Genomic DNA, 19,723 nt, shown 5'->3' on the forward strand with positions numbered 1-19,723 from the left:
CTGATTCCTTACATTGTACCTCTTTAAAAGGTGAAAACCAAGGACAAGCCGGCCGTTAAGCTGCTATCGTGAGAATAAATCCTTAACGATACCAGCCTCCTGATAGCTTGATCAAATTCCCTCCACAAGCTCCGTCAAGACCTTCCCAATGCTGTCATGTATCAAGTAATCGGCACGACGGTCGTAGGCTGTTTCCGAGCGGTTGATCAGCGCAAGATGATTACCGCCGTAGTATCGGATGAGTCCAGCCGCCGGATTGACCGTCAATGACGTGCCGCCAACGATCAGAATATCCGCATGGGCTATGTAATCGGCCGCCTGCTCCACCACTTCATGATCAAGCGGTTCCTCGTACAGCACGACGTCCGGCTTCACCGTGCCGCCGCATCCCTCGCACTTGGGCACGGAATCGCCACAACTAACCATATGTTGCAATGGATAAAATGTGCCGCATTTCATGCAATAATTTCGATGGACGGAGCCATGAAGCTCCAGTACCTTTTGGCTGCCTGCCGCCTGGTGAAGCCCATCGATGTTTTGCGTAATGACCGCCCGAAGCTTCCCTGCCTGCTCGAGCTGTGCCAAAGCCTTATGAGCGGCGTTGGGCTCTGCATCCTGATAAATCATCCGGGATCTGTAAAAGTCGAAGAACAGTTCTGTATGCTCCATAAAAAAGCTGCGGCTCAGCATCGTCTCCGGAGGGTAAGGGAAGCGTTCCTTCTCCTGATACAGTCCGGATGCCGAGCGAAAATCCGGAATGCTGCTCTCCGTCGAGACGCCCGCTCCGCCGAAAAATACAATATTATTGCTTTCCGCTATAACGCTTTTTAATTGATGAAGGTCCATTTCATCCACTCCACTTAGTGATCGTTTGGCATTCCTTGCAAGTCAAAAAAGCCATATTCCTATTCTATACGCAATCTTGCCAAATAAGATTCATAGCAGCTTCGATCCACCCGTTCAGAGGATCATTGGTCATACAGCCGGAAGAGTACTATAATGAGATATAGAGGCTTTCATGGACAAAGAAATCAAAGGAGATTCACCTTATGAGTACAGATTACAGCAAGGAAGCGGCGGAATCGGCCGGTACAGGTGCAGGATCGCTTACCGGCAGCCGCCGGATCCTTATCATGACCGCGGTCGATGCGGAAAGGGACGCTGTGGTAAGGGGGCTTCGCGGGAATCCCCGCTTTGACGTCAGGTCCGCAGGCGTCGGGCCTGTAGAAGCCGCCGTGACGACAGCGACCCTATTGGCAACAGCGAATGAAGCCTACGATCTCGTAGTCTGTGCGGGAATCGCAGGCGGCTTTAAAGGACAAGCCGAAATCGGCTCTTTGGTCGTGGCAAGCGAGATTGTCGCAGCCGACCTTGGCGCACAGACGCCGGACGGTTTTCTCAGCCTGGACGAGCTGGGCTTCGGAAGCTCCCGCATTGCGGCAGCCACAGAGCTCGTCGAGCCGGTTACCAGCGCATTGCGCAGCGCGGGTCTGCAGGCCGTCTCCGCTCCTGTGCTTACCTTATCGACCGTTACAGGCACGGCGGAATCGGCTGAAGAGCTGGCTTCGCGTATACCCGGCGCTGCCGCAGAGGGCATGGAGGGCTTCGGCATAGCAGCGGCCGCGCACAAAGTCGGAATTCCCGTCCTCGAAATCCGTTCTATTTCCAACGCCGTTGGCCCGCGGGATAAAGCCGCTTGGAGAATCGGAGACGCGCTCCAATCATTGGAAGCAGCAAGTACAGTCTTAATGGAGGTATTATGATGAAAATCGCATTTTCACCGTGTCCTAACGACACCTTTGTATTCCACGCCTGGGTTCACGGGCTGGTCCCAGGTGCGCCTAAGCTGGAGGTTACCTACGCCGACATCGATATTACGAATGGTCTGGCTGCAAGCGGCAGCGGACCGGAAGTACTGAAGGTGTCTTACGCTGCCCTGCCCTGGGTCATGTCGGAATACGCTTTGCTCCCATGCGGGGGAGCTCTTGGAAGAGGCTGCGGCCCCTTGGTGCTGACCCGAAATAACGTATCGGCTGCCCAGGACCCGGCCGTATTGTCGGGTAAAAAAGTTGCCGTACCGAGCGAGCGGTCTACCGCTTATCTGCTGTTCCGGCTATGGGCCGCACAAAACGTACCCGGCGGCGTCGGGGAAATCATCGTGATGCCGTTCCACGAAATTATGCCGGCCGTACGTGACGGCCATATTGATGCTGGCCTTGTGATTCATGAAGCAAGATTCACCTACCCATCCTACGGGTTAAGCCTTCTGACCGATTTGGGCAGCTGGTGGGAATCGGACACCAAGCTTCCGATTCCGCTTGGGGCGATCATCGCCCGCCGTTCGCTGGACCTGGCGTCAATCGCTGCATGGACAAGGGCATCCGTCGAATACGCATGGGCGCATCCGGATGTTTCCAAGGAGTATATCTTAAGCCACGCACAGGAGATGGACCCGGACGTAGCTCAAGCCCACATCAATCTGTATGTCAATGAATTCACAGCCAATTTGGGTGAGGACGGTTATGGAGCGGTCTATGCCTTGTTAAGCCGCGCTGCTCAAGAAGGACTGGTTCCCGAGTTCGATCTCGCCTCCCTCCGTTTGTAATTTCGCGGGAGCCCTGATCGTATCGTTATGTTAAACCGCCTGCAGGCGTTGAAGCTGTTGGGATTTTCTTGGCGGCTTGAATGCCTACAGGCGGTTTCTCAATTCCTCTTTGATACGATGTGTATATTTTTTATGTTTAAGGGATTGATTTCACTGGTAAAACGTGTAATAATACATCCATGGATACATTTTGTATCAAACGAGCGATGGAGGGGTTACCTGTGAATGGGAGTATTGTAAACCTGATGAATATGGAAGAACTGGATCGAGAGTGGACCGACCTTATCAGGACGGCTCGCAAGCAGGGACTCAGTGCCGAGGCCATTCGGACTTTCTTGAGAAACCCGGGTCACTTCGAGCTATCCTTGCACCCGTCAATGAAAAGCTACGCTCCGGTCGAAGCGCACGAATACCTCGAAGCCAAATAAGCATATAGCAAAAAAACGAATGTTCACTTCCGATGATCTCGGAATCCTATACATACGGTTGTGGTCATTAAGCCCCGCTTCGGGGCTTTTGCCGTTTTTCATCCCCTTGTCACGGCTGGCCTTGACCAACAGAGCTGCCGGAGCCGGCAATGCTTCCATAGATATCAGGGGATGCTCCCTGAAGCACAGGCGCCCTGCACGGTACCAAGGATAGGTGCTGCTCGTCGAGCGAAGCCGCAAGCACAGTTCCCGGTTATGTGCAGCCGATGCAAGGCCTGCTGATAGTCCGGAGAAGCGCAAAACCCGGCATGCCAAAGACTATGCCCGGTGCAGGCGCATTCACTGCATAGGCATTGTACTCTGTCAGGCCGGTCATACGCTGGATAGGCACCCTGGCGTACCCGCCGGTAAACATTTATATGGTGGTGAACTAAAAGATGGCGGTCAATAAGGCAGCTAACCCGATCCACCTGAACCAACCCCTACTGGTTAAACTTGTTTTTTTCGTTGTGCCATTTCATAAATTCAATCACAATTTTGTACTCATGTATGCGTTCTTTTTCGATACCCGAATTTTTCAATTCACTAATGAAATCAAGCCACTCTTTATCAGGATGCTGTTTAATCTCCGCGTCCGTCGCTATTTTGAGCAGGGTCTTGAGATCGACCTTTAGTACGGAAGCTATTTTCTCCATGACATGTATAGAAGGATTTTGCTTCAGATTACGTTCAATATTGCTTAAATACGATTTGGAAATACCGGTCCGCTCCGAAAGCTCGGATAAAGTAAAACCCCTTTGTTTTCGTATGGAGGATATATTATTACCGATCATGGTCTCTATCACTCCATAACGCTGCACATAAGCTTTCCTGCTGTTCCCGCATCACACCCTCAATGCTCATCATCCAACATTAACCCCCCATGTTATGACCTTCCGCTCCTTACTCCACATAGTCCTTTTAAACCTGGTAAAATTCTTGCAATAGCGATGACAGGAGTCTTTGCTTTCACTTTTCGGACGCTCCTCTACCTTCCCCGCTGCAGAATCTTTCCTCCACAAAATATCCGTTTTCGGATTAAAGCGCTTACTATTCTTATCCTGATCCGTCTTCATGCTTGCTGCCAACCGGCTTGTACCGTCGTTGACGATTCACCTCCCCCAATGACTTCCCTTCAATGAACCTGCAGCCCTCTAACCATTCCCGCCAGAAGCTGAATACATCGGCATGAACCTACATAAATTTTTATAAAAGGGGGTCGTGCGTTATGTATTCGCTGCTAACGGGAACATGGAAAAAGGCACAATATGTTTACCATCAAGTGATGCATGCTTACCATTGCACTCTCTATAAGGATTGTCTCGACATGCAATTGAAAGCGCATTATTACCGGATGGCGAGGCATCATGAACTCAAACTTAAGTCGTCCGGCTGTTAGCTGCTTGCCGCTTTCTCCAATACAGCAGTCCTGGCAGCCGACGCTATAGCCTTCTTGATACATTCGATCACTCTTTGCTGCTCTTCCGCGGTCATTCTGGAACCGGACGGAAGACATAAGCCTGAAGCGAATAGCTGCTCGGAGACACTCTCTTGCTCTCCGTGCCTATAGTACTTACATCCCTCAAACAACGGCTGCATATGGAGCGGCTTCCATACCGGCCGGGCTTCGATGTTCTCTTCCGTCAGCGCCGCCAGCAGCTGGCTGACGGTTACCCCAGCTTCGTCCGGGTCCAGCGTTAATACGGTTAGCCAGCGGTTCGAACGGGTTTGGTCCATCTCCGGCATGAACCGGATACCGGGCAAATGGGACAGCTCCAAATAATATCGCTCGAAGATCGCTCTTCTTGCTTCGACCCGATCGCTCAAAACCTCCAGCTGTGCTCTTCCGATGCCGGCCAGCACATTGCTCATGCGGTAGTTGTAGCCCATCTGGCTATGCTGGTAATGCGCTGCCTGATCTCTTGCTTGCGTAGCCAGGAAACGGGCGTGCTGCAGCGCCTCGATATCGTTAGAAACCAGCATTCCTCCGCCGGAGGTAGTAATAATCTTATTGCCGTTAAAAGAATAGACACCGTACTTACCAAAGGTTCCGCTAGCTCTGCCCTTGTATGTCGAACCGAGCGATTCCGCCGCATCCTCAATGACCGGGATGCTGTAGCGATTGCAGAGCGCGACGATTTCATCCATCTTGGCGCTTTGCCCGTACAAGTTGACGACAATGACTGCTTTTGGCAGGCTGCCTTCCTTCGCCGCATCCTCAAGAGCCCGTTCAAGCGCTTGAGGAGACATGTTCCACGTTTCCGGCTCGGAATCGATGAATACCGGAACGGCTCCCAGATACACAATCGGATTGGCGCTGGCTACGAAGGTGAGACTGGAGCAGAATACCGTGTCTCCTTCCTTGATGCCGATCAATCGCAAGGCCAAATGGATGGCCGCCGTTCCCGAAATGACGGCTGCGGCATCTCTGACGCCGACATAGGCGGCAAGCTCCTTCTCGAACGCATCGACATGCGGTCCTAATGGAGCGATCCAATTTGTATCGAAAGCATCCTGAATATATTTAATTTCGTTCTCGCTCATATGGGGAGCGGACAAATAAATTCTTGGTTTATCCTTACTCATTGTGGAGGATCACGTCCTTTCTCGGGAATATGTCGCTTATTTCATTGCAGCGTGTTACTCTAGCAGGACTTCCCACCGCCGTACTGAACGCGGGAATGTCACTGATCACCGTCGAACCCGCACCTATAATGGACCATTCGCCTATCCATTTGCCCGGAATTATAGATGCCCCCGCTCCAATCAGTGTCCCTTCCCGTACGGTCACAGCCCCCGTCAACGTGGCACGCGGTGCGATATGCGCAAAATCCGATACCCGGCTGTCATGCTCTACTATAGCCCCTGTATTGATAATCGAATGATTGCCGACGACGGCGTCCGCGTTAATTGTGCATTGAGCCATAACAACCGTACCGCGGCCTATCTTCACGCTGGGACTAACCACCGCGGAAGGGTGAATCAGTGAAGCGAAGCGATCCTCCGAAAAATCGAGCGAAGCGGCAATCGTTTTTCTGACCTGATTGCTCCCTATAGCGATAACAAATCTCAATTGGTCGTTTTGGCTCAGCAATTCAGTTGCCGAAGCTACAGGCCCTCTGTACATACCGTCTTCAAAGCATGCAAGCTGCTCGTACTTATCGTCCAGAATCGCCTTCACCTTACCATTATGACTTCGAATGATGTCCATAATGACTTTACTATGTCCACCCTCGCCGATGACGGCAAGCTCCATGCTTCAACACGCCCGTTTCATGAAAATTTGGAACCTGTGAACCGTTCCATCGTGACATGGCTTCCATGGCTGATGCCCTCGGGCTTCAGCACTTTTTTTATAGTCAGCAGCAATATTTTGAGATCGAGAAGGAAGCTTTGATGCTCCACATACCACAGGTCCAACTGAAACTTCTCTTCCCAGGAAATCGCATTGCGTCCATTCACCTGGGCCCATCCGGTTATTCCCGGTCTGACTTCATGTCTGCGGGCCTGTTCTTCCGTATACAATGGCAAATAGTCCATCAGCAGCGGGCGGGGGCCGACCAGACTTATGTCCCCTTTGACCACATTGACCAGCTGCAGCATCTCATCCAGACTGTACTTCCTTAAGAATTGACCGAATGGCGTCAATCTCACCGCATCGGACAACAAATTTCCCTCAGCATCCGTCGCATCCGTCATCGTCCGGAACTTATACAAGTAAAACGGCTTGCCGTGCAGCCCCGGACGCTGCTGCGCGAAGACAACGGGCGAACCCAATTTCCATCTCACCAGAACCGCTACGACTCCAATGACCGGACTGAATACCAGCAGCAGTGAGATTGAAACCAGCAAGTCAAACGATCGTTTCATCGATTATCATGCTCCTACCCTTTCAACTGAAATATATGGCTGCGTTCCAGCCTCTATACGATATAATTCCGCTTAACAGCGATGCAGCCAATGCTTGACCATCTATGGCAACCAGCCATTGGCAGTCCTTCAACGGAGCTGATCCATGTGAGGCAATGCCGCAAATCATTTTCCCCTTACGGCGGATAAAATTTGCTCTTTGATTTCCTCGATGAATTCCTTCACACCCAAATGTTCCGCTTCATTGCCCCTATGATAAGCCCTAAGCATAATTTCCTTCATTTGCTGCTGAGTCAGTTCGGAAAGCTTCATATTACAAAACCTCTTTTACCAGATGTGCGGAAGCATCATTCCATGCGCCATGATGAAGCAGCTGCGGATCCCCGTTGGCACCGATCCCGGTCAGAACACCCTCATGTCCGGCGTAGCCGTTGGGATTGTTGACCTGCCAGCGCCATGCGTCCCGGCACATGTCCTCCAGGCCCAGCTTGGCGACCCAGCCCAGCTCGCGCTCGGCCTTGCGCGGATCGGCATAGCAGAGTCCGATATCTCCGGGACGCCGTGCCGTAATCCGATAAGGAATGCTCCTGCCGGTCACCTTCTCGAAGGCGGCTACCATCTCCAACACACTGTAACCGCGGCCGGTTCCAAGATTATAGGCGTCTACACCAGTGGTCGCGTTTACTCTATCCAGCGCCTTCAAATGCCCTTGCGCCAGATCCACCGCGTGAATGTAATCTCTGACCCCTGTTCCGTCCGGCGTCGGGTAGTCGTTCCCGTAGACCTGCAGCTCTTTGAGCCTGCCTACCGCCACCTGGGTAATGTACGGCATCAGATTGTTCGGGACCCCGTTCGGGTCCTCCCCGATCCGGCCGCTTTTATGGGCTCCTACCGGATTGAAATAGCGAAGCAGCGCTATGCTCCACTTGGAATCCGAATGGTACAAGTCCCTTAAAATTTCCTCAATCATCAGCTTCGTCCGCCCGTACGGATTCGTGGCGCTAAGCGGCAGCTCCTCGGAGATCGGCACCCGCTCCTGCAATCCGTAGACGGTAGCGGAGGAGCTGAACACCAACCGCTTCACCCCGTAGCTTTCCATCACCTTGCACAGCGCCAGGGTCCCGGTGATGTTATTGTCGTAGTAACGAAGGGGCAGCCGAACCGATTCCCCGACGGCCTTAAGTCCGGCGAAGTGGATGACCGCTTCGATCTCATTTTGCGCAAATACCCGGTCCAGCCTTTCCTGATCCATCAAATCGATTTGATAAAATTTGAAATCCTTGCCGGTAATAAACCTCACCCGTTGGAGTGATTCCATATGGCTGTTCGCCAGGTTATCCACCACGATGATTTCATATCCGGCATTCAATAATTCCACACAAGTATGGCTACCGATGTAGCCGGAACCGCCTGTAATAAGTACAGCCAACTGCTCCGCCCTCCTAAAAACTGATATAATCGCTTCGATACAAAAGATTCAGGACTACAACATTTTCATAGTAGAAATAAATGAAGTAACAGAGGATGATTGCGTAATAGATGATCCGTTGACTCTCTTTAGTAAACACCTTGACAATCCAGGACATCAGGATGACGTTGTACAAGCCGAAATAGATGATAAAGCGGGCAAAGATCCAGTTCTGTGTAGCAATAATCATGAATACGAGGCCCAGCAGCGACATATTGACGACATAATCGCTTTCCGGAAATATTTGTCTCAGCTTTTCCCTTCCCATATAAGCAAGAAGAATAGGGACCCCTTGAACCGCAACCCTGAGAAGGTTGGCGCCTCCTTCATTGAAATCCTTATAATTGCCGTATTGGGTCTCCTCAATGGCCGAGAAGATGGCATCGGACAATTGGTTGTAGCCAAGCACCATCAGGATGGCCACAGCCAGCATGGTAAAGGTCGTCGTCGTCCAAGCCTTTCTTCTAACGATGAAATAAATCGGTATCAGGATTAACGCGCTTTGATGAATGGTGGAAGCGAATAAAATGACCAGCATATACTTCAGCCAGCTTCCGTTAAACAAATACTTGGTAGCGGCAAAGATGATCGCGCCGGCCAAAAATTGACGAATCCCATTCATCGATACGACGTACAAGCCCGAAGTGATATAAATATAGATGCTCAGCTCGAACAACCGGGAATACTTATACATCACCATGACAATAAGCGCGTTGGTTATTAAAGCTGTAATAAAAACAAGGGCCTGGGGATTTGACGTATACATTTTTAAAATCATCTGGAAAATCCCGAAGCCGATGTCCTTTTTGGAAATGACGTAATCCCATGTGTAGGGGTCGACGACATACGAATGCATGTAATAGAAGGTATCGCCAATGTTATTACGAAGACCCGAGATCATCACAAAAATGACAATGACGACAAAGGCCATCAGCTTATTCGGCTTTATGTACACCGGCCCTATAGGAGACGGCTTGGCTATTGCTCTCGAAAACAGGGAGACGGCGTAGACGGAAAATAAATTGATCCAAAGTATGGCCATGAGCTGCCTTCCCTTCGTACGGTTAGGAGGTTCTTGTTTTTCTCAATACGTAGCAATAAAGCAGGAAGCCGAACGGAATCGCCGCTAACGTCAGCAGCTTGCAGGGGGTCTCGCTAATAAACCTCCGGTTTCTGGAAAGAAAGCTGCTCGATACATAATGTATCGACTGTTTGAACTTAAAGAGCCTGCCGGCGAAAGGCAGCTTCATCAGCTCTTTGCGGTAAAAAGCGAAGCCCTGCGGGTTCCTGCGGTACTGTCTCAGCATGTTCCTCGAGGACCCGTCCGGCAAATATTCGATGCAGCAGAGCACCTCATTCATAAGCAGCATCTCATACTGCTGGTCCAGCATGTAATATTTGTAGGCAAGCCCTACGTAGTTCTCATTCTTGAACAAAGGGTACGGGTATTGCCTAGTTAATTCGGTCCGGTAGACCAGCTTCTTATCGCCGGTTACCCCGTGCTTGTTGTACAGCTCGAACAGGGAGGAGAGCCTCAGCTGCTCCGGTAACCGGGACCCGACAATCCGGCCGTCGGTATAAGCATCAAGCCCGATGATTCCGCTGACTTTATCGCTGCCGTAACGGTCCCAGAAGGTAATGATCTTCTCTACCGCATCGTCCGGCATATAATCATCCGAATCGATACACACGTTAAGCTCGGTATCAATCAGTTCATAGGCGGTGTTATGCGCCCCGTGCATGCCCTGATTTTCCTGCCAATGATACCGGATTTCGATTTCATTCTCATCTATCCAGCCCTGGACCAAATCCCGGGTCCCATCGCTGGATCCGTCGTCTATGATAAGCCATACAAAATCCTTCGACGTTTGCCGCTTCAAGCTCTCGTAGCAAACGGGAAGACAGTACGCACGGTTATAGGTGGGCGTAAACACCGTCAGTGCCTTCAATCCCATCACCTCGCTATCGAGAAGTAATATTGTTCCGCCCATCGGGCCGTCGTCCGGATATCATATCCGTGCTCCGTTAACGAATGCTGCGGGATACGGCGGGATACAGGCTTCACCATACGGTCCCCGAGGGCTTGAACCCATGACTCCAACGGCTGGTTAAGGGACACATAGTCCACCAAGGACAACCCCATATCCACTTCCCGGGTAATCACGTCGGAGATGACGCAAGGCAGTCCAGCTCCCTGTGCCTCGACAAGCGTAACCGGCAGCCCTTCGTGCAAGGAGGGAAATACAAAGATATCGAAGCCCTGCAGCAGTCTGGCGATATCGCTCCTTACTCCAAGAAACTTTACTCTCCGCTCCAGCCCCAGCTCTTTTACTTTCTCCTCGATCCCGGTCCTTAACGGACCGTCGCCTGCCAGCACAAGAACCGAATTCGGACGCTCCTGATGGAATCGGGCGAAGATTTCAACCAGAAACGAATGATTCTTCGGTGCGGAGAAGCGGCCTACATGTCCGATAACAAAATCGTCCGCCTGGAGCCGAAGCTCCTCCCTTACTTCCGACCGAACCTCCGTAGAAAAGGCAAAGCGTTCGGACTCTATGCCGTTCTTCAGAATTGCAACCTGCCGGTCCTTATTCGGAAATAACCATGCGGCAGCCTTGCCCGAGCAGGCCAGCAGATGGGTCGCACAAGGGCGAATCAGCTGACCCGAAGCCCATTTATAGGCTCTGGCGGCAATCCCGCCCTCACTCCTTGTGCTATGGCTATGGGCGATGCGTGCCGGAATACCGGCCTTCTTCGCCGACCGGAGAACGAAGCCGCTCATCTTGTCCATGTGAGAATGGACGACTCGGTACTCGGGATGGGAGGCAAAGAATTGATCCAGCGCCTTGATGTACCCGGAGTGGCCTACCTCGGTCAAGTAAGGGATCCGATGCACCCTTCCGCCCAGAGCTTCTATTTCCGGGTCAAAGGCCCCTTCCCTGCAGGTTAGAAAATCGAACTGGACCTTCGTCCGGTCTATATTCCGGTACATATTCATGAGCAGCGTTTCGGCCCCGCCGCGATTCATATTGACGACTACGTGCAAAATTCTTAGGGGATCGCCCACAATATCTCCCCCTTTTCATTCATAAATGAAGTGTAAATCCTGCGTTTCTCATCGAGCACCCTATGGATGGAGTAGCTCGCCACAATCATTTCGCGGCCGGCTGTACCGAGCTTATGCTGCAGCGGCTTGCTCAAGGCCAAAGCCGTCATTCGTTCCGCCATGGCCCTGTAATCGTGCGGATCTACAATCCACCCGTTCACATCGTTATGTACCAGCTCTCTGTGGCCCCTATTATCCGTCGCAATGACGGGGAGTCCGCAGGCCATCGCCTCCATAATATTAACCGGCAGGCCTTCACGGGCACTTGATGCGACGGCAATATCACAGAGGGGGAGAAGCTTATCGATATCCGTCCGATATCCGAGAAAATGCACCTTGTCAGCAATCCCGAGACGAGTCGCCAGCTCCCGGCACGTTTCCTTCAAAGCGCCTTCGCCTGCCAGCAGCAGCCGTGTTCCGGGGGCTTGCTCCTGAATCAAGGCCAGCGCCTGAATAAGATACTGCTGATTCTTGTTCTTATTGAACTCAGCTGCGTAAAACATCAGCGTGTCTTCCGGATCATACCCCATAGCCCTTCGGGCATCGTGCTTGGCAGGTTCGGCCAAAGGCTGGAAGCGCTCGGTATTGACCCCCACCCCATGGACGTGATCAATCCGGTTGGCCTTAAACCGATGACTCGTCGCTAATCGGTAATCCTCTTCATTAATGGTGATCAAGCAGTCCGTGTAATGGGATAACCATTTCTCAATCGGGTAATACAGCAGCCAATGAAGCAGCGGCCCCCCCTTGCAAAAGTGAAAGCCGTGTGCCGTATACAGCACCTTCGTTCCCTGCTTGCGCACCCTCCGGGCCGCCAGCCGGGCAAGAACGCCTCCCATTGGGGTGTGACAGTGGATGATATCGTATTGGTGCTCCTCAATAATCGTTCTCAATTGATGAAAGACCTTCCGGTTGCCCGCCTTAAAGGGGGAGCGTTCGAAAGGGATATCGAACTTTTCATCTACATATGGCAGCTCCAGCTGACCGTTGGCAGCGACATGGACCTCCCAGCCCTGTTCCTTGAACCAGCTCATATAAGGCAAATGAAAAGCCTTAAAGTGATAGTCCACCGTGGCGCAAAATAACACTTTTCGGGTCATGTCGGTCACCTATTTAATCAGCTCTTTCTCCAGCACGCGGGACAAATAGTTCAGCAGATCATAGCGCAAATCATCCCGCTGGAGCGCAAATTCAATGGTCGTTTGGATAAAGCCCATTTTTTCCCCTACATCATGCCTTGTTCCGTGGAACTCGTAGGCATAAACCGCCTCCTGCCGGTTCAGCTCCGCAATGCCGTCCGTAAGCTGAATCTCCGATCCGGCTCCCGGTTCCTGACTGCTTAAAATCTCGAAAATGCGCGGGCTTAATATATACCGCCCCATAATGGCCAGGTTCGACGGTGCGAATTCCTTCTTCGGCTTCTCGACCAGATGCTTCACTTTATAAAAGCGTTCATCCATCTGATTGCCGTCAACAATGCCGTAACGGGATACCTCGTCATCGGATACATGCTTGACCCCTATGATTGAGGCCCGGTAATGATCGTAGAGCTCCATCATTTGCTTCAGGCAAGGCTTATCCGCACGGACAATATCGTCCCCGAGCAGAACTGCGAACGGTTCGTCGCCAACAAACTTGCGGGCGCACCATATCGCATGCCCCAAGCCTTTCGGCTCCTTCTGGCGAATATAGTGGATGTCGACGTTCGCCGACTTCTGCACTTCGTTCAGCAGGTCGAACTTTTGCTTCTCCAGCAGGTTCTGCTCCAGCTCAAAGGAGCTGTCGAAATGATCCTCAATCGCCCGTTTGCCTTTGCCGGTTACGATAATGATGTCCTCTATGCCGGACTCTATGGCTTCTTCCACAATGTATTGAATCGTCGGTTTATCTACTATCGGCAGCATTTCCTTGGGCATTGCCTTGGTTGCCGGGAGAAACCGGGTGCCGAGGCCAGCCGCCGGAATAATAGCTTTTCTTACCTTCATCCGTTTATCCGCTCCTTCTTAACCTATCGAAATTAATTTCTTGGTAGGTGCCGGCATCACTCTGCCGTTAGCCAGATTCAGCAGCTGCTCCCGTAGCGCAGTTCCCTCCAGCGTCGTATAGCTTGCAATGACCTTCCGTATTTCTTCTATGTACAAATCCGATGTTTTGCCGATATAAATTTTGGGGTAGACCTGCCGCTCCTCGACCTCGTTAGCCTGCAGCAGCTCCTCGAACAGCTTCTCGCCGGGTCTTATTCCTGTAAAGACGATTTCGATGTCGTCGGTGGAATGACCTGAGAGCTTGATCAAATTTCTCGCCAGATCGACGATCTTAACCGGCTCTCCCATATCGAGAACGAAGATTTCGCCTCCCTTGGCCAACGCCCCCGCTTGAATAACCAGACGGGAAGCCTCCGGTATGGTCATAAAGTATCGGATCATATCGGGATGGGTTACCGATACCGGCCCGCCCTTTTCAATCTGCTGCTTAAACCGCGGAATGACGCTGCCACGGCTGCCCAGCACATTGCCGAACCGAACGGCGACGAACTTGGTCTCGCTGCTCATATCCATGTGCTGGATGATCATTTCCGCCAGCCGCTTCGTAGCTCCCATGACGCTGGTAGGATTCACGGCCTTATCCGTTGAAATCATGACAAACGTACCGACACCGAACTTGCTGGCCGCTTTGGCTACGTTTAAGGTCCCGATGACGTTGTTTTTGACCGCTTCCTCCGGATTCCGTTCCATTAACGGCACATGTTTATGGGCAGCGGCATGATAGACCACCTGGGGTCGGTATTTGTTCATAATGCTCATCATTTTGACGGCATCCTGAATATCCGCTATTTCCGTCACGAACTTAATGTCTGTGTTGCCGCACAGATCGCGAAGCTCCATCTCGATCGAGTAAATACTGTTCTCTCCATGGCCCAGAAGAATCAATTGACTTGGATGAAAGCGGGTGATTTGACGGCAAATTTCCGATCCGATCGAACCGCCTGCCCCCGTGACCAGCACCCTCTTCTGGGTAACGTATCCCGAGATGCTGTCGATATCGAGCTCAATTGGTTCCCTGCCGAGCAGATCCTCGACCTGAACATCGCGGAACTGGCTTACTGATAATTTACCGGTTACGATATCCTCAAGCATCGGCAGGATTTGCGTCTTGGCCGACGTCTTCGCACATTCCCTGAAGATGTTGTTAAGCCCCTTTTTGCCAAGGGAAGGGATGGCGATGACAATGTTGTCGATATGAAGCTCTTCCACCGCTTTTTCGATTTGGTCGATGCCCCCGACAACGGGAATGCCCAGAATGTCCAAATGCTGAAGGTTCGGATTGTCGTCGATGAAGGCTACCGGCAAAAGCTCCACGTCGTGATTTTTAACCAGCTGTCTGGCAACCATCACGCCTGCCGATCCAGCTCCGATGATGAGCGTACGCTTCTTGTTCACATCGTTTTTAATATAAATGCCCCGGATCAGCCGCCAGCAAAAACGCGAGCCTCCGATTAATAAGATGTGAACCATCCACGTGACCGCAAGCAGCCGGACATAAATATCCTGCACGATCATCTCCTGGATGAAGGCTGTGGTAATAATCGATAATGTCACCGCCTTGACGATACATACCAATTCCCCGACGCTCGCATACTCCCAGGCTTTTTTATACATTTTATAAATCATGGAAAACACATGATGACTGAGCAGAAGTGTGATAGAACTGACGACCAGCGGAAGCGTAATGACATGAAGGTCGGCTTCCAGCAAAAAACGGCTGAAGAATATAGCCGTCAATACGATGGCCGAATCAACCATAATTAATAACGACAGCCTTTGATGGTATGACAACAACTTCACCCTCCCAATAAAGTACTTAAGTATAAGGTCCTTGAAGAAAGACCTTATATTTAAACCCTCTAATGTCGGACTGGAACGTGCGCCGCGTTCGATAACATCGAGGGATTCCGTCCCGCAAAGAGGTTGTTCTTTATAAAGAACAACACTTCAAAAAAAAAGAATTTCTCATGAAATATGACACTGCTAAGTCTTCATGCTGTATATTTTGTCGAAATGATTATAGTTCTTATGAAGCAGGTAAAAAGGAGGAGGATTTTATGAATTACCATCATTACGTTCTTGAACAAGAATAATTTTGTTTGTAAATTCTTTATAAAGAACAATCGAAGCAAAAAAAAGGAGCGAACTTTTTCCACTAAGTTAGTGCTCAGTACCTTCATTCTAGTTCTTTATAAAGAATTTGTCAATACAATTTGCGCCATTTTCCCCAATCTGTCACAGGCATCATTCGCTAGCTTTCGGAGGGCAGACTCGGGCTTGGAGTACGCTTGACCTTCCCCAGAACCTTGCCTAGCAGCTGCCGGACAATACCCAGTACGTATTTCATTTCCTCCGTTTTGTAAAAGAGCGCAGCGTACACCATATTGGGCACGATCATGCAAATGATCATCTTGATGATCAGCATCCCTACCGTATCCGCAGCGAACCAATGGCATAACCAGCTCGTAAGCAGGCAGGTCCCAAGCGCTATGGCCGCATAATAAGCGTAAGTCGCGTAGTAGTGGGTTAAAGGCCTTTGAAACACCTTCTTATAAACAAAATACGGCGTCGTCCAGAATGGTACGAGCAGGGCGCTGATTAACGCTCCGATGAATACCCCGGACAATCCGATGACTTGAACCAGCCATATGGAGATGCCCAAATTGATCGCTGCCTGGCATAGGGGAGCATAGCGGTCCTCGTGGAAAATCCCGGCTGTCGTTTTTACCGTGCTGATCGAGTTTCTCATGCCTCTTTCGTAAAAGGTCACCATGAGCACGATTAGGATCATTTTCTCCATAATAAACTGCTTGCCAATCCACAAGGTGATGAACGGCTCAATAATGACGTACATGAAGATGGCGCAAAATGAATACAGCCAGAAATTCATCAGCATGGTGACTTTATATACGCTGTAAATCTTTTCCTTGCTTTCCTTGGCCACCAGATTGCCGACACTATGGTAGATATTGTTGAATACCTGGTTAATGAACGTGCGGCATATTTCTATCAGCATATTATAGTTGGAGTACAGCCCTACGGCGGCAATACTGACAAAGGTCGAGATCATAATATTGCTTGTTCCGAAAATGAAATAGGTCCCTACGTTTTGGAGTATGATGGCCTTCACATTCTTGATAATACCGCTCTTCGTGGCGGCATCCAGCTTGGCTGTCACCTTTTCCTTCAGGAAAGGATACATCCGGTTAACGATCACGAACAGGAGCAGTGAATTGATGAGTATGATCAGGCAATCAATAATAAGGTAATAAACGTAATTTTGCGTCCAATACAGAATTCCGATTTTGAGTAAGGTGGATGCGATGGACAGACCCGAGAATATGGCCGTTGTAATGTAGCTTTTTTGGTACACGTTCAATAAATTGGTTTTGTAGGAGAAGAAGTACGGTATGACAGTGTTGGCCAGGAACAAAAGGTAGATGATCTGTATATTTTGAAGGCTGTGGTCTTTGATGAAATAAGGCAGAAATGGCATGATGGCGAGACCAAGCAGCAGAACAACGAAGGCTATTATGGTATATGCCCTTTTGTATAATTTCATGAGCACATTAATTTTCTCATAATCGTTTTCCGCGACGGGCTTGTAAAGGCTGTAGATGATGCTCGACCCTATCCCTGCCTCAGCCAGGGAAAGCATGGCCAGCACATTCGTAAACAAGCCGTTCAGCCCTAAATATTCAACGCCGAGAGTTTGGATAAATACGGTTCTTGAGAAGAAGCTCAAGAACGTAATGATGAGCTGATTTCCTATGCCGACCGATATATTAATGATAGAATTATTCACTCTCATAAGGATCTCCGCATTCCTGACTCTAATTTATTCATCATAGCCGAAGTCATGGTCAAGCTCTCTTTTGATTTGCTCAATCTGTTCCTGGGTCTTATACGGCCAATACGTATCATATACCGGCTTAACCTTCAGCAGCTCCCTGTGCTTTTCCAAATAATCGGAGGTTTTGCCGATAACCCTTGCTGGATTGCCCGCTACAATGCTGTTGTCCGGTATAGATTTGGTTACGATAGAGCCCGCCGCCACGATAACATCATTGCCGATGGTAACGTTGCACAGAATGACACTGTTATACCCGATAAAGACCCTGTCTCCGATCTTGACCTTGCCTATCTTGGATTTCCCGAAATAATATTTGGTGCTGGCATCATGGGCCAGAATGGTGCTGTTGGTTATCGTTACATCGTCGCCGATCTCAACAAGCCAGCAATGACCGTAATCGATAACGCTGTTAAAAAAATTAAAATTTTTCCCGTAGGTTAAACCTCTCTCCTTCAGCCGCTGCAGCTCTGTTTTGGGATTCAGCTTATTTTGTATCCTCGCTTTTAACGAAGACAGGATCCTTGCAATCATTAGGCCACCCGCTTACTCTAATAATTTATACGACAAAGCCGATCTCCTGAATAAGCTCCTCATACATCTTGAGCTTATCCTCCGAGGATATGTTCCCGCCTAGCGTGAAGCGTTCCCCATAGGTTTTCCTGCTTTGCATCAGCGTGTTTGTTTTCTCGATATATTCCTCCACGGTCAATAGGACCTTCGCCGGATTACCCGCGACGACAACCCCCCAGGGCACCGACTTGGTCACGATGCTGCCGGCGGCTACGATGGAATTTTTGCCGACGGTCACACCGGGCATAATCAAGGCTCTGGCGCCTATGAACACATTGTCCTCAATGGTGACGCTGCCCACCTTCGTATATTGGCTGAGCTGCTTGGTGCTGGCGTCGTGGGCGAGCAAATAGGCTTGCGGCGCTATCGTGACATTGTTGCCGATCTTGATCAGCCAGCAGTGGGAATAATCGAAGACGACCCCGGGCTGAATGGAACAGTTATCGCCTATTCTTAAGCCCATCTTGATATAGTCCTCGAGCCACAGCTCTTCCAATATATATTTCCTCGCCCTGGCTCTAATGAAATGAATGCATTTTTTGATCATTGGCTCACCCAACCCTGGAATAAGAATGGGAATTCATCATTCGGATACAAAAGCCCTGCGTGAACGGAAGCACGTTAAACAGCATCGAGTACACTCCGATATCCTTGGTGTCCCCTTGAGAGAAATCGACCGCTCCGTTCCTGCGGGTGGCCTGCATTAAATAACGAACGGCCTTATCGGCGCTATCCTTGCACAGCTCGGAAATCTCTTCAATTTGCGAAGCCTGCAGCATAAACCAGCCCAACGTGGCTGTGGTAGATGAATCGGGCCTGCATTCCCTGCGGGTAACCGTCCAGCTCCAGTTGCCGGAAGACTGCTGAAACGAGCTGGCCGCTCTCGCAAACCGTTTCACGCTTTCCTCCAGCACGGACTTATAGGGGTGCCCCTCCGGAAGCTCCGTCCATGCATCGATAAGCCCGATGGCAAACCAGCCCAAGCCTCTTCCCCAGCCATACAGCCCGAGAGGAACTTTATTCTCCACCTGATATGCATGACTCGGAATATAATGGGGATCCAGCATGCCGTTCTCTTCATAGGCCTGAATCTGCCTGACTGCCAAATCTACGCATTCCTGCTTTCCGTACCGGACCCCGTATGCGACGAGGAAAGGACAAATGAACCCGATCGTATCCACATAACGGTAATTTTGCATAAACTTCCGGTAAGCTACTGTTCCATCCTGCCCTATGTGATCCTGAATCATTTCCCAAACGGCATCGAACGCGGCTTTGTAACGGTCTGTATCCACACCGTCAAGCTTCATGACCGCATAGGCTAATATGGCGGCATCCACCTGCTTGGGCTGCTCCACCCATTGCCCCCGGCTGTCAAACTTGGAATTCAGAAACTTCGTCATTTCCTGTCTGACCTGAAGGTCGTCGTTACGCTTCAAATACTCGGCCAAGCCCATAACCAGCGCAGCTTCCTGCCAATGCTGGATCGCGCTCTTCGTATAATTTCCTCTCAGCATATCAATCGCAACGAATCTCGTATTATCCGTCACCTTGATTTTGGGGGTATGGTTCAGCCAGCGGGTTCCTATCGTTGTTATAGACTTGTTCCATAGCTGCTTATCCTGGTAACGCCCGATATGAATCCGGCTAAGCCAATCCCGGCATATAGGGATCACGTCTATCAAAATGACGATCGCTATGAGACCTAACAACAGTACGCCTATCGTTTGAAACAGCAT

Annotated in this window: 19 protein-coding genes and 1 pseudogene; 3 read left to right on the forward strand and 17 right to left on the reverse strand. The window is 50.4% G+C overall.

Going from position 1 to position 19,723, the window contains the following annotated elements:
* Window positions 1-111: 111 nt before the first annotated feature.
* Window positions 112-846, reverse strand: coding sequence for an NAD-dependent protein deacylase (locus ABEA66_RS08490; protein ID WP_079912130.1), 735 nt, complete (start codon window positions 844-846; stop codon window positions 112-114).
* Window positions 847-1,049: 203 nt separating this feature from the next.
* On the opposite strand from ABEA66_RS08490, the gene ABEA66_RS08495 reads away from it, so the two are divergent.
* From ABEA66_RS08495 to ABEA66_RS08505, 3 genes are all read left to right on the forward strand, one after another.
* Window positions 1,050-1,763, forward strand: a complete 714-nt coding sequence (locus ABEA66_RS08495; protein ID WP_345587215.1) for a futalosine hydrolase — start codon at window positions 1,050-1,052, stop codon at window positions 1,761-1,763.
* On the forward strand, window positions 1,763-2,605 hold the full coding sequence (locus ABEA66_RS08500) for a 1,4-dihydroxy-6-naphtoate synthase (RefSeq protein ID WP_079912128.1): 843 nt from the start codon (window positions 1,763-1,765) through the stop codon (window positions 2,603-2,605). The genes ABEA66_RS08495 and ABEA66_RS08500 overlap by 1 nt, the downstream gene beginning before the upstream one ends.
* A 221-nt stretch (window positions 2,606-2,826) precedes the next feature.
* On the forward strand, window positions 2,827-3,033 hold the full coding sequence (locus ABEA66_RS08505; RefSeq protein WP_079912127.1) for an anti-repressor SinI family protein: 207 nt from the start codon (window positions 2,827-2,829) through the stop codon (window positions 3,031-3,033).
* 482 nt (window positions 3,034-3,515) lie between these two features.
* Here the strand turns inward: ABEA66_RS08505 and ABEA66_RS08510 are convergent, their stop codons facing one another.
* From ABEA66_RS08510 to ABEA66_RS08585, 16 genes and pseudogenes are all read right to left on the reverse strand, one after another.
* Complete coding sequence (locus ABEA66_RS08510) at window positions 3,516-3,866, reverse strand: helix-turn-helix domain-containing protein (RefSeq protein WP_345587216.1); 351 nt, start codon at window positions 3,864-3,866, stop codon at window positions 3,516-3,518.
* A 601-nt stretch (window positions 3,867-4,467) separates the two neighbouring features.
* Window positions 4,468-5,658 (reverse strand): aminotransferase class I/II-fold pyridoxal phosphate-dependent enzyme, encoded by a 1,191-nt coding sequence (locus tag ABEA66_RS08515; RefSeq protein ID WP_079912125.1) that lies wholly within the window; start codon window positions 5,656-5,658, stop codon window positions 4,468-4,470.
* Complete coding sequence (locus ABEA66_RS08520; protein WP_345587217.1) at window positions 5,651-6,328, reverse strand: acetyltransferase; 678 nt, start codon at window positions 6,326-6,328, stop codon at window positions 5,651-5,653. Before ABEA66_RS08520 ends, ABEA66_RS08515 begins: the two co-directional genes overlap by 8 nt.
* 17 nt (window positions 6,329-6,345) lie before the next feature.
* Window positions 6,346-6,942, reverse strand: a complete 597-nt coding sequence (locus ABEA66_RS08525) for a sugar transferase (RefSeq protein ID WP_345587218.1) — start codon at window positions 6,940-6,942, stop codon at window positions 6,346-6,348.
* A gap of 165 nt (window positions 6,943-7,107) precedes the next feature.
* Window positions 7,108-7,254, reverse strand: coding sequence for a YwzD family small protein (locus ABEA66_RS08530; protein WP_179136099.1), 147 nt, complete (start codon window positions 7,252-7,254; stop codon window positions 7,108-7,110).
* Between the two features lie 100 nt (window positions 7,255-7,354).
* Window positions 7,355-8,371 (reverse strand): annotated as a pseudogene (gene galE, locus ABEA66_RS08535) (UDP-glucose 4-epimerase GalE); the annotation flags it as partial.
* Between the two features lie 13 nt (window positions 8,372-8,384).
* Window positions 8,385-9,452, reverse strand: a complete 1,068-nt coding sequence (locus ABEA66_RS08540; protein WP_079912121.1) for an EpsG family protein — start codon at window positions 9,450-9,452, stop codon at window positions 8,385-8,387.
* Window positions 9,453-9,474: 22 nt separating this feature from the next.
* Complete coding sequence (locus ABEA66_RS08545; protein ID WP_079912277.1) at window positions 9,475-10,359, reverse strand: glycosyltransferase family 2 protein; 885 nt, start codon at window positions 10,357-10,359, stop codon at window positions 9,475-9,477.
* Between the two features lie 5 nt (window positions 10,360-10,364).
* Complete coding sequence (locus ABEA66_RS08550) at window positions 10,365-11,477, reverse strand: glycosyltransferase family 1 protein (protein WP_345587219.1); 1,113 nt, start codon at window positions 11,475-11,477, stop codon at window positions 10,365-10,367.
* Window positions 11,462-12,616, reverse strand: coding sequence for a glycosyltransferase family 4 protein (locus ABEA66_RS08555; protein ID WP_345587220.1), 1,155 nt, complete (start codon window positions 12,614-12,616; stop codon window positions 11,462-11,464). Before ABEA66_RS08555 ends, ABEA66_RS08550 begins: the two co-directional genes overlap by 16 nt.
* A 9-nt stretch (window positions 12,617-12,625) precedes the next feature.
* Window positions 12,626-13,501 (reverse strand): UTP--glucose-1-phosphate uridylyltransferase GalU, encoded by an 876-nt coding sequence (galU, locus tag ABEA66_RS08560; RefSeq protein ID WP_192703832.1) that lies wholly within the window; start codon window positions 13,499-13,501, stop codon window positions 12,626-12,628.
* An 18-nt stretch (window positions 13,502-13,519) separates the two neighbouring features.
* Window positions 13,520-15,352, reverse strand: a complete 1,833-nt coding sequence (locus ABEA66_RS08565) for a polysaccharide biosynthesis protein (RefSeq protein ID WP_345587221.1) — start codon at window positions 15,350-15,352, stop codon at window positions 13,520-13,522.
* Window positions 15,353-15,812: 460 nt separating this feature from the next.
* On the reverse strand, window positions 15,813-17,372 hold the full coding sequence (locus ABEA66_RS08570; RefSeq protein WP_345587222.1) for a lipopolysaccharide biosynthesis protein: 1,560 nt from the start codon (window positions 17,370-17,372) through the stop codon (window positions 15,813-15,815).
* Between the two features lie 27 nt (window positions 17,373-17,399).
* A complete protein-coding gene (locus tag ABEA66_RS08575) occupies window positions 17,400-17,945 on the reverse strand; it encodes an acyltransferase (protein ID WP_079912115.1) in 546 nt (181 codons plus the stop codon).
* Between the two features lie 25 nt (window positions 17,946-17,970).
* Window positions 17,971-18,531, reverse strand: coding sequence for an acyltransferase (locus tag ABEA66_RS08580; RefSeq protein WP_345587223.1), 561 nt, complete (start codon window positions 18,529-18,531; stop codon window positions 17,971-17,973).
* A gap of 4 nt (window positions 18,532-18,535) precedes the next feature.
* A complete protein-coding gene (locus tag ABEA66_RS08585; protein ID WP_345587224.1) occupies window positions 18,536-19,723 on the reverse strand; it encodes a glycoside hydrolase family 88 protein in 1,188 nt (395 codons plus the stop codon).

This window comes from Paenibacillus vulneris (assembly GCF_039543185.1).
Taxonomy (GTDB): domain Bacteria; phylum Bacillota; class Bacilli; order Paenibacillales; family NBRC-103111; genus Paenibacillus_S; species Paenibacillus_S vulneris.